Origin of the sequence: Labedella phragmitis (genome assembly GCF_004078635.1) — a bacterium.
Classification (GTDB): domain Bacteria; phylum Actinomycetota; class Actinomycetes; order Actinomycetales; family Microbacteriaceae; genus Labedella; species Labedella phragmitis.
In genome coordinates, this window is the sequence record NZ_RZNB01000005.1 from 56,366 (window position 1) to 72,760 (window position 16,395).

Annotated in this window: 19 protein-coding genes; 14 read left to right on the top strand and 5 right to left on the bottom strand. The window is 69.1% G+C overall.

The features are described 5' to 3' along the window. Nucleotides 1-25 precede the first annotated feature (25 nt). From ELQ90_RS12390 to ELQ90_RS12420, 7 genes are all read left to right on the top strand, one after another. Complete coding sequence (locus tag ELQ90_RS12390; RefSeq protein WP_166409038.1) at nt 26-1,375, top strand: ABC transporter substrate-binding protein; 1,350 nt, start codon at nt 26-28, stop codon at nt 1,373-1,375. Then, nucleotides 1,375-2,346: a carbohydrate ABC transporter permease gene (locus ELQ90_RS12395; protein WP_128495609.1), complete on the top strand. Its 972-nt coding sequence runs from the start codon at nt 1,375-1,377 to the stop codon at nt 2,344-2,346. Before ELQ90_RS12390 ends, ELQ90_RS12395 begins: the two co-directional genes overlap by 1 nt. Continuing rightward, the gene (locus ELQ90_RS12400) at nt 2,343-3,143 is read left to right on the top strand and encodes a carbohydrate ABC transporter permease (protein WP_128495610.1); all 801 of its coding nucleotides are present in this window, start codon (nt 2,343-2,345) and stop codon (nt 3,141-3,143) included. The genes ELQ90_RS12395 and ELQ90_RS12400 overlap by 4 nt, the downstream gene beginning before the upstream one ends. After that, a complete protein-coding gene (locus ELQ90_RS12405) occupies nt 3,140-3,982 on the top strand; it encodes a nitrilase-related carbon-nitrogen hydrolase (protein WP_243696163.1) in 843 nt (280 codons plus the stop codon). The genes ELQ90_RS12400 and ELQ90_RS12405 overlap by 4 nt, the downstream gene beginning before the upstream one ends. Then, complete coding sequence (locus ELQ90_RS12410; RefSeq protein WP_128495611.1) at nt 3,979-5,649, top strand: glycoside hydrolase family 13 protein; 1,671 nt, start codon at nt 3,979-3,981, stop codon at nt 5,647-5,649. Before ELQ90_RS12405 ends, ELQ90_RS12410 begins: the two co-directional genes overlap by 4 nt. Nucleotides 5,650-5,687: 38 nt before the next feature. Next, entirely contained in the window at nt 5,688-6,092 is a 405-nt protein-coding gene (locus ELQ90_RS12415; RefSeq protein WP_128495612.1) for a DUF3592 domain-containing protein, read from the top strand. 284 nt (nt 6,093-6,376) lie between these two features. Continuing rightward, nucleotides 6,377-6,799 (top strand): transferase, encoded by a 423-nt coding sequence (locus tag ELQ90_RS12420; protein ID WP_166409040.1) that lies wholly within the window; start codon nt 6,377-6,379, stop codon nt 6,797-6,799. A gap of 32 nt (nt 6,800-6,831) precedes the next feature. Here ELQ90_RS12420 and ELQ90_RS12425 read toward each other — a convergent pair whose 3' ends face one another. Beyond that, on the bottom strand, nt 6,832-7,320 hold the full coding sequence (locus ELQ90_RS12425; RefSeq protein WP_128495614.1) for an Lrp/AsnC family transcriptional regulator: 489 nt from the start codon (nt 7,318-7,320) through the stop codon (nt 6,832-6,834). A gap of 146 nt (nt 7,321-7,466) precedes the next feature. Here ELQ90_RS12425 and ald point away from each other — a divergent pair, with 146 nt between their 5' ends. Next, the gene (gene ald / locus ELQ90_RS12430; protein WP_128495615.1) at nt 7,467-8,618 is read left to right on the top strand and encodes an alanine dehydrogenase; all 1,152 of its coding nucleotides are present in this window, start codon (nt 7,467-7,469) and stop codon (nt 8,616-8,618) included. A 63-nt stretch (nt 8,619-8,681) separates the two neighbouring features. Here ald and ELQ90_RS12435 read toward each other — a convergent pair whose 3' ends face one another. Continuing rightward, nucleotides 8,682-9,071 carry a thioredoxin family protein gene (locus ELQ90_RS12435; protein ID WP_128495616.1) on the bottom strand — a complete coding sequence of 130 codons (390 nt, stop codon included), beginning with the start codon at nt 9,069-9,071 and terminating at the stop codon, nt 8,682-8,684. 226 nt (nt 9,072-9,297) lie between these two features. Between ELQ90_RS12435 and ELQ90_RS12440 the strand changes: the two genes are divergently transcribed. The 3 genes from ELQ90_RS12440 to ELQ90_RS12445 are packed head-to-tail and all read left to right on the top strand — an operon-like array spanning nt 9,298 to nt 10,264. Beyond that, nucleotides 9,298-9,738 carry a hypothetical protein gene (locus tag ELQ90_RS12440; protein WP_128495617.1) on the top strand — a complete coding sequence of 147 codons (441 nt, stop codon included), beginning with the start codon at nt 9,298-9,300 and terminating at the stop codon, nt 9,736-9,738. A 27-nt stretch (nt 9,739-9,765) separates the two neighbouring features. Further along, on the top strand, nt 9,766-9,924 hold the full coding sequence (locus ELQ90_RS16665) for a hypothetical protein (protein ID WP_166409042.1): 159 nt from the start codon (nt 9,766-9,768) through the stop codon (nt 9,922-9,924). A gap of 58 nt (nt 9,925-9,982) precedes the next feature. Then, nucleotides 9,983-10,264 (top strand): metal-sensitive transcriptional regulator, encoded by a 282-nt coding sequence (locus tag ELQ90_RS12445; RefSeq protein WP_128495618.1) that lies wholly within the window; start codon nt 9,983-9,985, stop codon nt 10,262-10,264. Here the strand turns inward: ELQ90_RS12445 and ELQ90_RS12450 are convergent. Then, nucleotides 10,259-11,416 carry an acyl-CoA dehydrogenase family protein gene (locus ELQ90_RS12450; protein ID WP_128495619.1) on the bottom strand — a complete coding sequence of 386 codons (1,158 nt, stop codon included), beginning with the start codon at nt 11,414-11,416 and terminating at the stop codon, nt 10,259-10,261. The genes ELQ90_RS12445 and ELQ90_RS12450 overlap by 6 nt on opposite strands. Then, the gene (locus ELQ90_RS12455; protein WP_166409044.1) at nt 11,413-12,783 is read right to left on the bottom strand and encodes a DUF4349 domain-containing protein; all 1,371 of its coding nucleotides are present in this window, start codon (nt 12,781-12,783) and stop codon (nt 11,413-11,415) included. The genes ELQ90_RS12450 and ELQ90_RS12455 overlap by 4 nt, the downstream gene beginning before the upstream one ends. A 394-nt stretch (nt 12,784-13,177) precedes the next feature. On the opposite strand from ELQ90_RS12455, the gene ELQ90_RS12460 reads away from it, so the two are divergent. After that, a complete protein-coding gene (locus ELQ90_RS12460) occupies nt 13,178-13,789 on the top strand; it encodes an NADPH-dependent FMN reductase (protein WP_208020654.1) in 612 nt (203 codons plus the stop codon). A gap of 95 nt (nt 13,790-13,884) precedes the next feature. On the opposite strand, the gene ELQ90_RS12465 is transcribed toward ELQ90_RS12460, so the two are convergent. Beyond that, nucleotides 13,885-15,093, bottom strand: a complete 1,209-nt coding sequence (locus tag ELQ90_RS12465) for an MFS transporter (protein WP_128495621.1) — start codon at nt 15,091-15,093, stop codon at nt 13,885-13,887. A 434-nt stretch (nt 15,094-15,527) separates the two neighbouring features. On the opposite strand from ELQ90_RS12465, the gene nrdH reads away from it, so the two are divergent. Both nrdH and nrdI read left to right on the top strand, forming a co-directional pair. After that, nucleotides 15,528-15,761, top strand: a complete 234-nt coding sequence (gene nrdH / locus ELQ90_RS12470; RefSeq protein ID WP_128495622.1) for a glutaredoxin-like protein NrdH — start codon at nt 15,528-15,530, stop codon at nt 15,759-15,761. Nucleotides 15,762-15,920: 159 nt separating this feature from the next. Continuing rightward, nucleotides 15,921-16,379, top strand: a complete 459-nt coding sequence (gene nrdI / locus ELQ90_RS12475) for a class Ib ribonucleoside-diphosphate reductase assembly flavoprotein NrdI (RefSeq protein ID WP_128495783.1) — start codon at nt 15,921-15,923, stop codon at nt 16,377-16,379. Nucleotides 16,380-16,395 lie beyond the last annotated feature (16 nt).

Consider the following 16,395-nt stretch of genomic DNA (forward strand, 5'->3'; position numbering starts at 1 on the left):
CACCATCGACCCTGCGAAAGACATCATGAGAATCACATCCCGAACGTTCCCCGCTCGACGCGTCCTCCTCGGCGGTCTGCTCGGCGTCTCCGCCGTCGCGCTCGTGGGCTGCGCAGCCCCCGGCTCCGGCTCCGGATCGACCGCCGCCCGGCAGGACGAGATCACCGCGGAGGTGACCGCCGACCAGATCGCCGACCTCGGCGACGTCACCCTCACCCTCTGGGCCGACCAGGCGGAGGAGCCCCTCATGGACCTCCTCGTCCCGGTGTACGAGGAGGCCTACCCGAACGTGACGGTCGACGTCACCTACAAGAGCTTCGACGACCTCATCGCGACGGTCGTGAACGCGGCCAACAGCGCCGACGCCCCCGACCTCTTCCAGGGCAACATCGGCTACGCGGTCGACGGGGCGCTCGTGAAGGCTGGACTCGTCCGTCCGCTCGACGACGTCGCGAGCGTGTACGGCTGGGAGGACGGCGCCGGCGCGAGCACTCTCGCACCCTCGCGCTGGACGGAGGACGGCTCGACGTTCGGCGACGGGACGCTCTACGGGATGTCCCCGATCAGCGAGGTCCAGGGCATCTACTACAACGAGTCGAAGCTCACCGAGCTCGGACTCGAGGCTCCGGAGTCCGTCGAGGACCTCGAGGCGGCGCTCCCGATCGCAGCGGCGGCCGGTGAGACGCCGATCATGCTCGGCAACTCCGACCAGTACGCCGCGACGCACATCTTCTCCGACATCGCCGCGACGACGCAGGACCCCGCCGACATCCGGGCCTGGATCGGCGGCGACCCCGACCAGACGTTCGCGACCGACGGCAACATCGAGGCGGCCGAGACCATGGCGGAGTGGGCGTCGAACGGCTACTTCGGCGAGGGCTACGACGGCCTCGGCAACCAGGACGCGATCGCGCGCTTCGCGGACGGCGACGGTGTCTTCTTCGTGGGAGGCTCCTGGAACGGGGCCTACCTCGACGCGGACGCGTTCGGCTTCGGCGCCCTCGCCTCCGGTGGAGTCGGTGCGACGGCGTCGCCGTGGCACATCAGCTCGTCGAGCGACGAGGCCATCGCCTCGATCGCCTTCCTCGACATGCTCCGCTCGCCGGAGACCGCTCAGTGGATCCTCGACGAGGGACGGCTCCCGGTCGTGACGGACGGCGTCACCGCGTCGGGCGCCCTGCAGGAGCAGACCCTCGACGCGCTCACCGCCACGATCGAGGCCGGCACCCAGGTGGGCTACTACGACTGGACCACGACCGACATGCTCTCCGTCATGGGCGGCGGGCTGCAGGAGGTCATGGCCGGCCGGACCACGGCGGAGGACTTCGTCGACGCCGTGCAGAGCGCCTGGTCGAAGGAACACGGCGGCGCCTGATGGCCGTCACCTCCGCGACGCGCGCCGTCGTCGCCGGCCCCTCGGGTCGGCGGCGGCGGTCGCCGGTCGCCGGGTACAGCTGGAGCTCCCTGCTCTACGTCGCGCCTGCCCTGCTGTTCTTCGCCGTCTTCGTGATCTACCCGATCTGCATCTCGGTGCAGACGTCCTTCTACGAATACGACGGACTCACGCTCGCGACGCCGGTCGGTGCCGCGAACTACGTCGCGGTCTTCACCGACCCGTCGTTGCGCGAGGCTCTCCTGCACTCGCTCGTGCTCCTCGTCTTCTACGCCGCCCTCCCGGTCCTCATCGGTCTCGTGCTCGCCGGCGCCCTCTCGCGTATCCGGATCTACGGATTGACGTTCTTCCGTGCGGCCCTCTTCATCCCGCAAGTGCTCTCGAGCGTCGTCGTCGCGGTCGCGTGGCGCGGCCTGCTCGCGGCCGACGGCCCGGTCAACGACACCTTGCGCGCCGTCGGCCTCGGATCGGTCGCGACGAGCTGGCTGGGTGACTTCGACACGGCGCTGCCCGCGGTCGGCGCCATCGGGACGTGGGTCCAGTACGGACTCTGCATGGTGCTGTTCCTCGGCGGAATCGTCGGCATCGATCGATCTCTCTACGAGGCGGCCCGGCTGGACGGGGCCGGGGCGGTGCGCGAATTCCGCGCCATCACCCTGCCGGCGCTCCGTCCGCAGATCTCGATCGCTCTCATCCTCTGCATCACGTTCGCGCTGCGAAACTTCGACATCATCTGGAACACGACGCGCGGCGGCCCCGGTACCTCGACCGCCGTTCCGAGCGTCTACATCTACCAGGACGCGTTCCAGAACCGGGCGCTCGGACAGGCGTCGGCGCTCGCCGTCGTCCTCACCCTGCTCATTCTCGTGATCGTCGGCCTCGTGCAGCTCGCGCTGCGCGAGCGCAGCGAGATCCGTCCGCGTTCGCTCCGCCGATCGGGAGGACTCCGATGAAGGTCTCGCGTACGGAGACGACGCTCACCCACGCCCTCCTCGTCGTCGCCGCGATCATCGCGGTCTATCCGCTCATCTCGATCGTCCTGTCGGCCCTGCGCGGCGGCGACGGGTCGATCGGTCTCGGGAGCTTCGAGCTCGCGTGGGAGCGTGGCGGCTTCGGCACGGCCTTGCTCTCGAGCGCGTTCATCTCCATCACGGTCGTCGTGGTCACGGTCGCCGTCGTGAGCCTCGCGGGCTTCGCCCTTGCGACGATGCGCGTGCCGGGCGGGCGGCTCATGCTGCCGATCCTCCTCCTCGGCCTCGTCCTGCCCTACGAGGTCACCGTCCTCCCGCTCTACCAGCTCATGACCGATTGGGGACTGCTCGACACCTGGTGGGCGCTCATCCTCCCGCAGATCGGCCTGTCCGTCCCGCTCGGCGTGTTCTGGATGCGGTCCTTCTTCGCCTCCGTCCCGGGTGAACTCCTCGAGGCGGCGCGCATCGACGGCGCTGGTCGTTTCGAGACGTTCCGGCTCGTCCTCCTGCCCGTCGCCGGACCGGCGATCGCCACGCTCGCGACGATCCTGTTCCTCTTCACGTGGAACGAGTTCCTGCTCGCCCTCGTGCTCGTCCCGCAGGACCCGCTCGTGCAGACCGCTCCTCTCGCGCTGTCGTTCTTCGCCGGCGCGGGCCGGACGATCGACCCGAGCGTCACGGCGGCCGCCGCGGTCATCGTCGCCGCGCCGATCGTCATCGCGTACGTCATCCTCCAGCGACGCCTCATCTCCGGACTCACGGAAGGAGCGGTGAAGTGACGGCATCCCCGATCCCCACGGCCACTCGCGTCGTGTGCGAACAGCTCGCACCGACGATCGCGGACCTCGCGGGCAACCAGCGCCTCGTGCTGGAGACGATCGCGCGGGACGTCGCCGACGGCGCCGACATCGTCGTCCTGCCGGAGCTCGCGACGTCGGGCTACGTGTTCGAGTCGGCCGAGGAGGCCCGGTCCGTCGCCCTCCGGCGCGATGACCCGTTCTTCGCCCGTGTCGCGGAACTCCTCACGGGGACCGACGCGGTCGCGATCTTCGGGTTCTGCGAGCAGTCCGACGGTGACGAGCTCTACAACAGCGCGGCCGTCGTGACCGCGACCGGCGTCGTCGAGGTGTACCGCAAGGTTCACCTGTGGGACCGGGAGACCCTCGTGTTCACCCCCGGATCGGCGGCGCCGCCCGTCGTCGACACGGCCCACGGTCGTGTCGGGGTCATGGTCTGCTACGACCTCGAGTTCCCCGAGATGCCACGATCGGTCGCCCTCGCGGGCGCCGACCTCATCGCCGTGCCGACGAACTGGCCGTTCACGGACGTCCCGGCGGGGGAGCGGGCGCCCGAAGTGATCCACGCCCAGTCCTCGGCGAGGGCGAACGGCGTCTTCATCGCATGTTGTGATCGCGCCGGGATCGAGCGCGGCCAGCACTGGACGGAGGGCACCGTCATCGTCGACCAGTTCGGCTGGCCGATCGACCGGGCCTCGGGGGTCGCGCGAGCGACGGCCGACGTCTTCCTGCACCTCGCACGCGACAAGTCCATCTCGCCGCACAACGACCTGCTCGCCGACCGTCGACCCGACGTCTACCCGAAGGGAGCGGCACGATGACCGCTCGACCCGATTCCCTCACGACCACCCGTTCCGGGGCGAAAGACGAGTGGTGGCGCTCCGCCGTCATCTACCAGGTGTACCCGCGCTCGTTCGCCGACGCCGACGGTGACGGGACGGGCGACCTCGCGGGTATCACGGCCCGGCTCGACCACGTGGCCCGGCTCGGAGTCGACGCCGTCTGGCTGTCGCCGTTCTACCCGTCGCCGCAGCGCGACGGCGGTTACGACGTCGCGGACTACCGTGACGTCGACCCGCGGTTCGGCACGCTCTCGGACGCCGACGACCTCATCCGGACGGCTCACGACCTCGGTCTCCGCATCATCGTCGACCTCGTCCCGAACCACTGCAGCTCGGACCACGCGGACTTCCAGGCGGCTCTCGCGGCCGCGCCGGGGTCGCCCGAACGGGCGAGGTTCCACTTCCGCGACGGGCGCGGTGACGACGGCGTCGCTCCGCCGAACGACTGGACGTCGATGTTCGAGGGGCCGGCATGGACGCGCGTCGTCGAGCCGGACGGGCGGCCCGGCCAGTGGTACCTGCACCTGTTCGACTCCTCGCAGCCGGACTGGAACTGGGACGAGCCCTCCGTTCGCGCCGATTTCGAGCAGACGCTCCGCTTCTGGCTCGATCGCGGCGTCGACGGATTCCGCGTCGACGTGTGCGACGCCATCATCAAGGCTCCCGGCCTGCCCGACTGGCCCCACCGCACGAAGGGAGTGGTCGAACCCGTCGACGGGGTCATGCCGCCCATGTGGGATCAGGACGGCATCCACGAGGTGTTCACATCCTGGCGCTCGGTGCTCGACGAGTACGAGGGTGAGCGGATCCTCTGCGCCGAGGCGTGGCTCGCACCCGAGCGGGCCGCCCGCATCGTGCGACCCGGGGAGATGCATCAGGCGTTCAACTTCCGGTACCTCGAGCAATTGTGGGACGCCGGCGATCTCCGCCGGACGATCGACGAGTCGCTCGCGGCCAACGACGCGGTCGGGGCGCCCACGACGTGGGTCCTGTCGAACCACGACGTCATGCGTCACGCGAGCCGCTACGGCTACGACGGTCCCGTCGAACTCGAGTCGGGCGTGGGCGTCGACGACCCGCAGCCCGACCGTACGCTCGGGCTCCGGCGGGCACGAGCGGCGACGACTCTCATGCTCGCCCTGCCGGGTTCCGCCTATCTCTACCAGGGGGAGGAACTCGGCCTGCCCGAAGTGACCGACCTGCCGGATGCCGCTCGTCAGGACCCGGTGTGGGAGCGCTCCGGTCGCACGATCCGCGGTCGCGACGGCTGTCGCGTCCCCCTGCCGTGGACGGCGGAGGGCCCGTCCTTCGGTTTCGGGTCGAGCGAGTCGACGTGGTTGCCGCAACCGGCGTACTTCGGGGAGTTCTCCGTCGAGGCGCAGGAGGCCGACGAGGGATCGACCCTCGCGCTGTACCGTCGATTGCTCGCGCTCCGGCGCGAACACCGCCTGGGTGCCGGCGACCTCGGCTGGGAGCCGTCGAGCGACGGCGTGCTCGTGATTCGACGTCCCGGCGTACGTGTGATCGCGAACGTGACGGCGTCGTCGGTTGCGCTGCCCGATGGGCGCGTGCTCGTCGCGAGCGGTCCGTTGGAGCCGGGCGTCCTCCCGGCGGACACGACGGTCTGGCTCGAGGTCGTGGAGTGACGTCGGGACGACGCCCCGACTCGCGATAGCGTGAGGGGGTGGAAGACATGCTCGCGCGGATCGGTGAGATCGCCGAGCTGTTCACCTGGCTGGGGCTGCTCACGGGAGTCATCGTCCTGCTGGCCGGTCTCGTCGTCCGCCTTCTGGAGGGGACCTGGCTCACGGCCGAGGCCGACGTCGCCGAGATCGACGGCGATGTCCAGCTCGCGTGGGTCGCCGACGACGGCCAGGTCTACCGTCGGTTCCTCGATCCCGAGGAGCGGCACACCGTTGGCGACCTCGACCGGGTCACGGTGCACTACCGGCACGATCGACCGCTCCGGGCGCACCTCGACAAGCGCACCCACGGTTCCCGTGTGCTGGTCCTCCTCGGGTTGATCCTCACGGGCGTCGGGATCGTCGCGGCCGTCGCGCAGATCGTCGTCGTCATCGCCCTGGGGTGACATCGCTCTGGGGTGACGTCGCTCCGGGGTGGCATCGCTCCGGGGTGGCATCGCTCCGGGGTGACATCGCCCTGGGGTGACATCGCTCTGGGCTGGAACCACCGAGCGGGAATACCGGAGGGGAGTCCTCGGTTGAGATCATTGACGGCCGAACGAGCGACGACCGTCCGAACGGGTCGATCGAGCCTCAGACGAGGAGTCGAGGCAGCACACGGCACAGGACCCGAGGTCTCGCCGGGCAGCGCCGCCCGATGCACATCGCTGAACCGGGAGAGGAGTGCGCCATGGGTAGGACCATCATCGAATTCGAAGACGAGCACGGAGTCGTCACTCGGTACCGTCGCCACGAGAACGGACGCGGCAATGTCGCGACCTCCGCTCGCGTCGACCCCTCGACGCTCGTCGAACCGACCGCCTATGTCGAGTCGGGTGCCCGCGTCGGCCGTAGCGCGATCGTGAGCGGCGGCAGCTGGATCGATCGCGACGCGATCGTCCTCGACCACGCCGTCATCGGGGCGGGCGTCCACGTCGGCGAGGGTGCGGTCATCGGCCGCGGCGCCGAGATCGGCAGCTTCTCACGCATCGGCGCGGGGGCGACGGTCGGAGACTTCGCACGACTGGCGAACGACACGAAGGTACCGGAGGGCGGCGACGTCCCCGCCGGCCGCATCCCGCGGGTCCTCCCGCGGGCGCGTACGGCCGCCTGACGCGGATCGAGAGCTCGTCCTCAGCAGGGCCGTCACGGAATCGTGACGGCCCTGCTGACGTGTTCGAACACCATGCTCGTGCGCGTCGAGGCGACGAACGGGTGCGCCGAGAGGTGTTCGAGGACGAAGTCGCGGACGTGTGCGCTGTCGCGCGCGGCGATGTGGAGGATGAAGTCTTCCGAGCCGCCCAGGAAGAACAGCTGGAGGACGTCGGGCATGCGACGCATCTCCGCGCTGAACTCGGCCATGCGGTGGCGAGCGCCGGATCGGACGCTCACGCTGATGAGGGCCTGCAGCCCGAGCCCGAGTGCTGCCGGGTCGACGCGCGCCTCGAACCCTGTGACGACACCGCGGTCCACGAGCGAACGCACGCGGGCGATGCACGTGGACGGCGCGATGCCGACGCGCTCGGCCAGCTGATTGTTGGGGATCCGGGCGTCGCGCTGGAGCTGCTCGATGATCGCCGCGTCGACGTCGTCGATCGCGCCGCCCGCGCGGTCGCGAACATTGTTCTGTGCCACGTCCGATCACCGCCCTCTCGCCGCACGATGTTCGGTCGATAGTCGAACCGACAGCGTGATGTTCTGAGTTTATGCCGTCGCAACGAATCACTCGCCAGAATGACAGCACGCGCACGACGCGCCGTGCGACGGACGAGGAGGACGCCATGCTGGTCGGAGTGCCGACGGAGATCAAGAACAACGAGAACCGCGTCGCGGTGACCCCGGCGGGGGTGCACGAGTTCGTGCGTCGCGGTCACGACGTGGTCGTGCAGTCGGGCGCCGGCATCGGTTCGTCACTCACCGACGCCGATTTCGCCGACGCCGGCGCCACGATCGTCGCCGACGCCGACGCCGTGTGGAGCGCAGCCGACCTCCTCCTCAAGGTGAAGGAGCCCGTCGAGTCGGAATACGAGCGTCTCCGCGCGGACCAGGTCCTCTTCACGTACCTCCACCTCGCGGCCTCGCGGCAGTGCACCGACGCGATCCTCGCGTCGCGCACGACGGCCATCGCGTACGAGACGGTGCAGCTCGCCGATCGCTCGCTGCCGCTGCTGTCCCCGATGAGCGAGGTGGCCGGTCGGTTGTCGGCGCTCGTCGGTGCGTACCACCTCATGCGCTCGGCCGGGGGACGCGGAACGCTCCTCGGCGGCGTACCGGGTACCCCGAAGGCCAAGGTCGTCGTGATCGGCGGCGGCGTCGCGGGGGAGCACGCCGCCGCGAACGCTCTCGGGATGGGTGCGGACGTCACGATCGTCGACCTGTCGATCCCGCGTTTGCGTGAGCTCGAACGTCGCTTCCAGGGGACGATCCGGACGGCCGTGTCCTCGCACTACGAGATCGCCCAGCTCGTCAGGGACGCCGACCTCGTGGTCGGGTCGGTGCTCATCCCCGGTGCTCAGGCTCCGAAGCTCGTGACGGACGACATGGTCGCCTCCATGAAGCCGGGAGCCGTGCTCGTCGACATCGCGATCGACCAGGGCGGTTGCTTCGAGGGCTCCCGTCCGACGACGCACGACGCACCGACCTTCCCGGTGCACGATTCCATCTACTACTGCGTCGCGAACATGCCCGGTGCGGTGCCCGAGACGTCGACGCGTGCACTGACGAACGCGACGTTGCCTTATGCCGTCGCCCTCGCCGACAAGGGCTGGCAGCGAGCGCTCGCGGAGGACGAGGCCCTCCGTCGAGGTCTCAACGCGCACGACGGCGTCGTCACGAACGCCGGGGTGGCCGCCGCACTCGGCTACGAGCACGTCTCCGTCGACTCGGTCCTCGCGGGAGCGGCCGCCTCGCGGCCGCACCCCGTTCACGCCTGATCGTGACGCCACGACGCCCCCGGCCGGATCGGTCGGGGGCGTCGCCGTCCGCTCGGGGTCGTCCTACTCGGCCGAAGCGTTCTCCGACTGTGCCTCCTCCGACTCGGCGAGGCGACGACGTACGTCGTCCATGTCGAGGTCCTCGATCGCCGTCACGAGCTGCTCGAGCGCTGCCGGGGGCAGGGCTCCGGGCTGTGAGAACACGAGGATCCCGTCGCGGAACCCCATGAGCGTCGGGATCGACGAGATGCCCGCCGCGCTCGAGAGGCGCTGCTCAGTTTCGGTGTCGACCTTGCCGAAAACGACGCCCGGGTGCTTCTCCGATGCGGCGGTGAACGTGGGAGCGAACTGGCGACAGGGGCCGCACCACTCCGCCCAGAAGTCGACGAGAACGATGCCGTTCTCCTCGACGGTGGCCCCGAAGGTCTCCTCGGTGAGTTCGATGGTCGCCATGGTTCTCCTCTTCGTCCGTCGACCGACGTGGCCGGCCGGCCCGTCGGTGGTGAGCGGCGGTCTCCCGTCGTCCCAGATGTCCTAACAGTCGATCGGCACGGGAGATTCCCGGGCCCGGGCGGCGCGGTGTTCACAGGCTATCCGCCGGATGCCGACGTAGGCTTGTCGTTGGTGCTGACGAGCGGAGGCACCATCCCGACGAGTTCGCGAAGGAGGCGATCACACGGTGTACGACCTGCTCCCCGGCGGCCAGACCATGTGGTTCTTCTTCATCGCCCTCATGCTCGTCATCCTCCTCGCCCTCTTCGGTCGCAGTCTCTGGCGGAGCTTCTCGAGCGGCGCGTCCGCTCGCTTCGACATCACCGAGATCCCTGCCGATCTCCCCGGCAGTCGCGAGTTCATCGTTCGCGACGACAAGACGGGCTCGCTCCTGCAGTTCCTCACCGTCCAGGGACAAGGACGCATCGTGAGCGTCGAGGTGCCGAACCGGCATCGCGGCACCGGTGTCGAGCTCGAGCTCTTCGAGGCAGGCATCTCCGCGGTCCCCGACATCGCGTGGTGGACCTGGCCGCCCACGACACCCGAAGGGTCCGTCGCCCTTCGTCAGCTCGCCCAGCGCCGCCCCGAACTCACCTTCTGGGACGCGACGGGTGCGCGCATCGTCTGACGCGCATCGTCGGGCTAAGATGGAGCCATGGCTTTCGCGATCTCGATCCTGCTGTTCCTCGCCGGAATGTACCTCTTCGCGCTCGCGTTCCTCGTGCCCGGATTCGAGGGTGCCATCTTCATCGCGGGCGTCCTCGTCGTGAGCCTGTCGATCTTCATCCCGGTGCACATCCTCCGCAAGAACTAGCGCCGTCACCGACGCGCATCCTCGACCCGGCGACACCCCGGGGAGGTATCCTGAGCGCGTGATCGAAGACATCAAGAAGCGCTCCCTCCACCGCATCCGCATCCTCGAAGGCCAGATGCGCGGCCTCGAGAAGATGGTGGAGAACGAGGACTACTGCATGGACATCATCACGCAGTCCCTCGCCATCCAGAAGTCCCTCGGCTCCCTCAACAAGCTCATCGTCGAGAACCATCTCCGCACGCACGTGACGTCGATGTTCGAGGCGGGCGGAGACGAGCGCGAGGCCGCGGTCGAGGAGCTGCTCAAGGTCTTCGAGCTCTCCAACAACCGCGGTTCATGACGACCTGCCCGACCCTCCGATCGGGCCGAGCAAAGCCGTCGCGACGGTCGAGTGTGCCGACTCCGGGTCGGAAGGGTGGAACATTCCGGCGAGGACGTCCCGGTACAGCCGGCTGAGCTCGTTCCCGGCGAAGTAGCTCGACCCTCCGGCGGTGCGGATGGCTTGATCGACGACGGCTCGAGCCGTCTCGGTCGCCCGGGTCTTGAGGCCGACGAGGGCTCGGAACCACTGTGAGCCGTGGTCGACCCCGTTCTCGATGTCGGCCGTGACTGCGGCGATCTGAGGCCAGATCGCGTCGTGAGCGATGGCGGCCTCGGCGATGCGCCACCGCAGATCCGGGTCGTCGGAGAGCGGGGCCCCCGTCCGTTTCGACCGGCGGCGCGAGACGGCCTCGACGGCGAGCTGGAGTGCGCGACCGCCGATGCCCGTGTAGACGGAGGCGATGAGGGACTCGAAGACGGCGAAGATTCCGAAGACGAGCGGATCGGCGTTCGGGCCGGGATCGAGCCGTCGGAGGACGCGATCGGCTGGAGCGTGCGCTCCGTCGAGCACCGTCGTCCGGCTCTGGCTCGCCCGCATGCCGAGCGTGTCCCAATCGTCCTTCGTCGTGACGCCGTCGCGTGAGACGAGCCCGTAGACGATCTTCGGGGCGTCGGGGGAGGTCGAGTCGAGTCCCGTCACGCCGAGGGTCGTCCACGCCGGCGCGAGGGACGTGAAGATCTTCGTGCCGCTGAACGTGTAGCCGCCCGAGCCGTCCGGTGTCGCGACGGTGTCGGAACCGAAGAGGACGAGGTCGTTGCCCGCTTCGCTGATCCCGAACGCCAGGATCTCGCCGGCACCGGCGAGTCGCTCGACCTCAGCGAGAGCCGCATCGCCGCGGCGCCGGAGCAGCCGGGCCACCCCGGTCCAGACGAGGTGCATGTTGATGGCAAGAGCGGTCGCCGGGGCGGCCGCCGAGAGTCGCGACTGCGCCTCCGCGACGTCCGCGAGGGAGGCGTCGCGGCCGCCGAGGTCCTCGGGGAGGAAGGCCCGCAGGTATCCGGCCGCGGCGAGGTCCTCGAGATCGTCCGCGAAGAACGCGTTGTCCCGGTCGTAGCCCGCGGCGCGCGAGTGGATACGTGCGAGCAGGTGGTCACTCAGGAGGTCGGTCATGTCTCGTCCTTCGGGGTGGGGGGATTTTCTGCTGCCGTCGCCTTCGACGCGGTCGATCGTGAGGCGGTGCTCTTCGTCGTCCGCGGTTTCGCGGCCGACGTGCGGGAGGTCGTGGCTCGGGGTGTCTTCGCTCGAGGTGGCTTCGAGCTCGTCTGCGTCGCAGGAGGGGCAGAGGCGTCGACCCCGGAGTCGATGCCGGCGTCGATGCCGAGGCCGATGCCGGCGTCGGCATCGGCCTCGGCCTGGGGTGTGACGGCCGTGGCCGGCGCTGAAGCTGGAGCGGACTCGCCGAACGGGGGAGCGGCGTTGGACGCGCCCGTGCCGGCGGGGGCGGCGGAGGGAGTCGAAGCCGGCGACTGATGCGACGACGCCGCTTCGCCGGGTGCCGTCGCCGGAAGGGGTGGTCGCGGCGGGACCGTCTGCTGGGCATCCGTTGGCCATGACGCATCGAATCCGACTGCCGCCCCCGGGCGGGACGAGGCCGCCGTGTCGGGATCCGACGGGGGGACGGGTCGCCCGCTTCGAGGCGACGGTCGCGGACCGTGTCCTCGACGCCGCCGGCGCAGCCACCACACGAGCGCGGAGACGGCGGCCGCGAGGAGGAGCCAGGGGACGAGCACTCCCACGACGACGAGGGCGCCGCCGAGGAATGCGCCGAGCGAACGGAATCCGAGCACGAGCCCGCCCCAGAAGTCGCCGGGGCCGGCGCCGCCGACCTCCTCGGGAACACCGATGTCGACGGACACGGTCGAGAACGCGACCTGCTCGACGAGCGACTGCTGTTGGGCCACGAGACTGTCGCGCTCGGCCTGGCGGGTCGTGAGCTCGGACTCGATGGAGATGAGGTCGCTCGTCGACGTCGCCCCGTCGAGGAGTTCGAGCAACCGGTCGATCGACGCCTCCAGCGCGCCGATCCTCGCCGTGATGTCGGTGACGCTCGACGTCACGTCGCGCCGATCGAGAGCGGACGACACGACCGTGGCGGCCTCGGCGATCTCGTCCATCACTCCATCGAGATCGTTGGTCGGAATGCGCAGCACGAGGGAGGCGGAGGCGGGATCGGCGGCTCCGGCGGGGGAGTCGGTGCGCTGATCGACGCGGCCGTCGGCGGCATCGGCGATCTCCTCGATCTCGTCCGCGACCTCGATCGGATCGGCGTGACTGAGTGACACCCAGGCCGTCACGACGACCTCGCGATCGGCATCCGTCCCGTCGTCGGAGCCCCCCGCACCGACGTCGGGCTCCGAATCGTTCGGGAACGGTTCACCCGGGAGGACCCGACCGGGCTCCGGCACCGGGCCGCCTCCCGACTCGTCCGTCGCGGAGCCGCCGGAGGAGGAGCACGACGCCAGGAGGAAAGCGGTCACGGCGGAGACGATCAGGACGGTAGGGGTTCGCGTCGACCGGGGCATGTCTTCACCTTACGAGCGCCCGCCGACGGGTATCGTCACGGATTGCTCACGAATACCGCGGTGGCCGATGTTCACCGAACATTCGGCGATCCTACGATGCGACAGCAGATTCTTCGATTATCGTGCGCGCCCCCTACCGTATGACCCCTGTTCGGGAGTATGGTCACGTAACCGCACCGGAGGCCCGAAATCTCTGGTGGCCATCGCGCCGGGAGCCGTCACGGCGGCCGCGACGTGATCCGACGGAGTGGGTGTTCCCCCGGGCACCGACGCACCGTCCCAGTTGTGGAGTCGCACCCTCCGCACCTGTTGAACCCGAAACGACAGATGCCTATCAGGAGGCTTGTGCATGCCCATTTCCCTTGATCGCGCCCCCGGAGAACCCATGAGGCTCATGGTGATCGTCGGAAGCGTCCGCCCCGGTCGCGCGGGACTCCCCGTGTCGCTGTGGGTCCACGACCGTGTCGCCGAGGTCGGCGGCTTCGAGATCGACTTCGTCGACCTCGCGGAGCTCGAGCTTCCCTTCATGAACGAGCCGCTCGATCCCAAGCTCGGCCGCTACTCCTACCGCCACACGCTGGCTTGGAGCCGGCGCGTCGCCGCAGCCGATGCCTTCGTGTTCGTCTCGCCGGAGTACAACCACTCCTACTCGCCGGCGCTCAAGAACTCGATCGACTACCTCTTCCACGAGTGGTCGAGGAAGCCCGTCGGGTTCGTGAGCTACGGGGGAGTGGCGGGCGGGACCCGCGGGGTCGCTGCGCTCCTCCCCGTGCTCCACAGCCTTGGCCTCGTGCCCACGGTCGCCACAGTCGACGTGCCCTTCGTGAGGCACCAGATCGACGACGGCTTCTTCATCCCGACGGATCGTCAGTCGGCCGATCTCGACACGATGCTCATCGAGATCAAGGAGCTTCAGGAGTCGCTCTCGGTCGTCCGCCGCGAGGCTCTCGCGGTTCGCTGACACGACCGGACGCGTCGGCAGCGGCGTCGCCTTCGGGCGGCCCCGCTGTCGTCGTCGTTGTTGTTGAGCCGCTCGGAGCCGGCGGTGGTCGGACGTCAGGACGGCTGGACGGGAACCGGCTCGGTGTCCGCGAGGGGGCTCGCATCGCGACCCCGGAGGTCGGGGTGCCACCGCTTGCCGGCGGCGGGGACGAGGAAGCCGACGAAAGCGAGCGCGATCGCGGCCCAGAACGCCCCGCTCGGGCCGCTCTCGTCGATGAGGAATCCCGCGGCGGCGGAGCCCAGGGCCGCCCCGATGAGCTGTCCCGTTCCGACCCAGCCGTAGGCTTCGGCCGTGTCGCTGAACTTGACGCTCGACGAGACGATCGCGAAGAGCACCGCGAGGGCCGGTGCGATGCCGATGCCGGCGATGAAGAGGGTCGCGGCGAGCCACCACGCGTTGAGGAAGACGGCGGCGAGAGCCACTCCCGCGAAGACCACGAACATGCGTCGCGCGAGCGCCCATGGCCCGATCGGGACGTGCCCGAGGGCGAGCCCGCCTGCAAGGCTGCCGATGGAGAACACGGCGAGCACGATGCCGGCCTCGAGGCCGTCGTGACCGAAGGTCGCGACGACGCCGGCCTCGATCGCCGAGCACGCGCCGATCAGGAGGAATCCCACGACCGTCGCGAGGAGGACGGGCGGCTTGGCGAGCACCTGGCCGAGCTTGCGCCGGCTGCGCGGGATCCGGACGCGGCCGACCTCGGGGGAGGCGATGAACCAGATGCCGCCCGCGACCATGATGACGACGGCGAGCATGATTCCCCACACCGTGCCGACCTGGGTGGAGACGAACGTCGTGATGACGGGACCGAGGACCCAGATGATCTCCTGGGCCGACGCGTCGAGGGAGAAGAGCGGGGTGAGCTGTTGCGACGTCACCATCTTCGGGTAGATGGTGCGGACGGCCGGCTGGATCGGCGGGGTGCTGATGCCCGCGAGGAAGCCGAGGACCATGTAGAGCGGCACGGGCATGACGACGAGGGCGATCGTGCTCACGACGATGACGGAGACGACGAGCGTCGTCACGAGGACCTTCCGCATGCCCCATGAGCCCATCCAGCGGCTCGTGAGGGGACCGGCGATGGCCTGGCCGATGCTCGTGGCGGCGAGCACGAGACCGGCGGCGCCGTACGACCCCGTCACCTGCTCGATGTGGAGGAGGAACGCGAGGGAGAGCATCCCGAAGGGGAAGCGGGCGAGGAGCTGCGCGCCGATGATCCGGGCGACCCCGGGGGCCGCGAGGAGGTTTCGGTAGCTGGACACAGGACAACAGTGTATTGGGGTGCGACACGCCGGTGTCGCGTGGCCGATCGGCGGAATGTGGGTGGCCCCGAATACGTTGACATCTGTGGAGGGATCGCGGGCGACGGCAGCACGATTTCCGGCGGAATCGGCGTTTTTCCTCGTTCGGGGGACGACCCGCGGCCGGTGGAGAAAAGGGTGGATAACTCAGGATTCCCGTGGATAACCCCGTGGAAAACTACATCCGTGTAACTACTACCCCTTGGGGTGCAGACTCGGCGGGCTCACTAGATGTAGTATCGGAAGCCCGGTGGGAAACACCGGAGGTCCACGCCGGTCCGCCGGTGGAGACGGTTCTGTCGAACGGCTCGTAGACCTCCGGAACGGCTCGTCCAGAACACCCGCCGGCATCAACTTCTAGAACGAACCGCACTCGAGGAGAAAGGTCCCCAACCATGGCGATCACCGTTTACACGAAGCCCTCTTGCGTACAGTGCACGGCCACGTACCGCGCACTCGACAGCAAGGGCATCGAATACGAGGTCTTCGACCTCTCCGCCGACGAGAAGGCGCTCGAAGCGGTCAAGTCGCTCGGGTACCTCCAGGCGCCCGTCGTCATCGCCGACGAGGACCACTGGTCGGGCTTCCGTCCCGACAAGATCGAGGAGCTCGCTCAGCGCCTCGCCTAGGCGACCGCTCAGCCCTTAGCTGCTTGCCAGGGGGCTTCAGCTGCTTGCCAGGGGAGGGCGCCGTCTGACGGCGGCGTCCTCACCCCGGGACCATCCGGTCCCTCGTTCATCACTCGACGTCGGGAATCGTTCGGGAGGCGCTGCGTGGAGACGAGCAGCATGGTCGCCAGTACGGCCTCATCCGCCCGCTCGGCGGATTCCGCCCGCTCGGCGGATCCGGCCCGGATCGTCTATTTCTCGAGCGTCTCCGGCAACACCAAACGCTTCATCGACAAGCTCGGTGTTCCGGCGAAGCGCATCCCGCTCTTCGCGAAGGACCCGGCGCTCACGGTCGACGAGCCCTACGTGCTCATCCTGCCCACCTATGGCGGCGGGACCGAGGGCGGAGCCGTGCCCAAGCAGGTCATCCGCTTTCTCAACGACCCTCACAACCGTTCCCTCATCCGCGGAGTCATCGCGGCGGGGAACACCAACTTCGGCGAGGCCTACGGCATCGCCGGCGACATCATCTCGGCCAAGTGCCACGTGCCGAACCTCTATCGCTTCGAACTCTTCGGGACCCCCGACGACGTCGAGCAGGTTCATGACGGATTGGAACAGTTTTGGAACAGACAGTGACGGAGATCCCCGCCGT

Coding starts and splice junctions, on each gene's coding strand:
- ald (WP_128495615.1), top strand. CDS start 7,467: ATGCTGGTCGGAGTGCCGACGGAGATCAAGAACAACGAGAACCGCGTC.
- ELQ90_RS12420 (WP_166409040.1), top strand. CDS start 6,377: ATGGGTAGGACCATCATCGAATTCGAAGACGAGCACGGAGTCGTCACT.
- ELQ90_RS12400 (WP_128495610.1), top strand. CDS start 2,343: ATGAAGGTCTCGCGTACGGAGACGACGCTCACCCACGCCCTCCTCGTC.
- ELQ90_RS12460 (WP_208020654.1), top strand. CDS start 13,178: ATGCCCATTTCCCTTGATCGCGCCCCCGGAGAACCCATGAGGCTCATG.
- nrdH (WP_128495622.1), top strand. CDS start 15,528: ATGGCGATCACCGTTTACACGAAGCCCTCTTGCGTACAGTGCACGGCC.
- ELQ90_RS16665 (WP_166409042.1), top strand. CDS start 9,766: ATGGCTTTCGCGATCTCGATCCTGCTGTTCCTCGCCGGAATGTACCTC.
- ELQ90_RS12395 (WP_128495609.1), top strand. CDS start 1,375: ATGGCCGTCACCTCCGCGACGCGCGCCGTCGTCGCCGGCCCCTCGGGT.
- ELQ90_RS12435 (WP_128495616.1), bottom strand. CDS start 9,071: ATGGCGACCATCGAACTCACCGAGGAGACCTTCGGGGCCACCGTCGAG.
- ELQ90_RS12390 (WP_166409038.1), top strand. CDS start 26: ATGAGAATCACATCCCGAACGTTCCCCGCTCGACGCGTCCTCCTCGGC.
- ELQ90_RS12450 (WP_128495619.1), bottom strand. CDS start 11,416: ATGACCGACCTCCTGAGTGACCACCTGCTCGCACGTATCCACTCGCGC.
- ELQ90_RS12410 (WP_128495611.1), top strand. CDS start 3,979: ATGACCGCTCGACCCGATTCCCTCACGACCACCCGTTCCGGGGCGAAA.
- nrdI (WP_128495783.1), top strand. CDS start 15,921: ATGGTCGCCAGTACGGCCTCATCCGCCCGCTCGGCGGATTCCGCCCGC.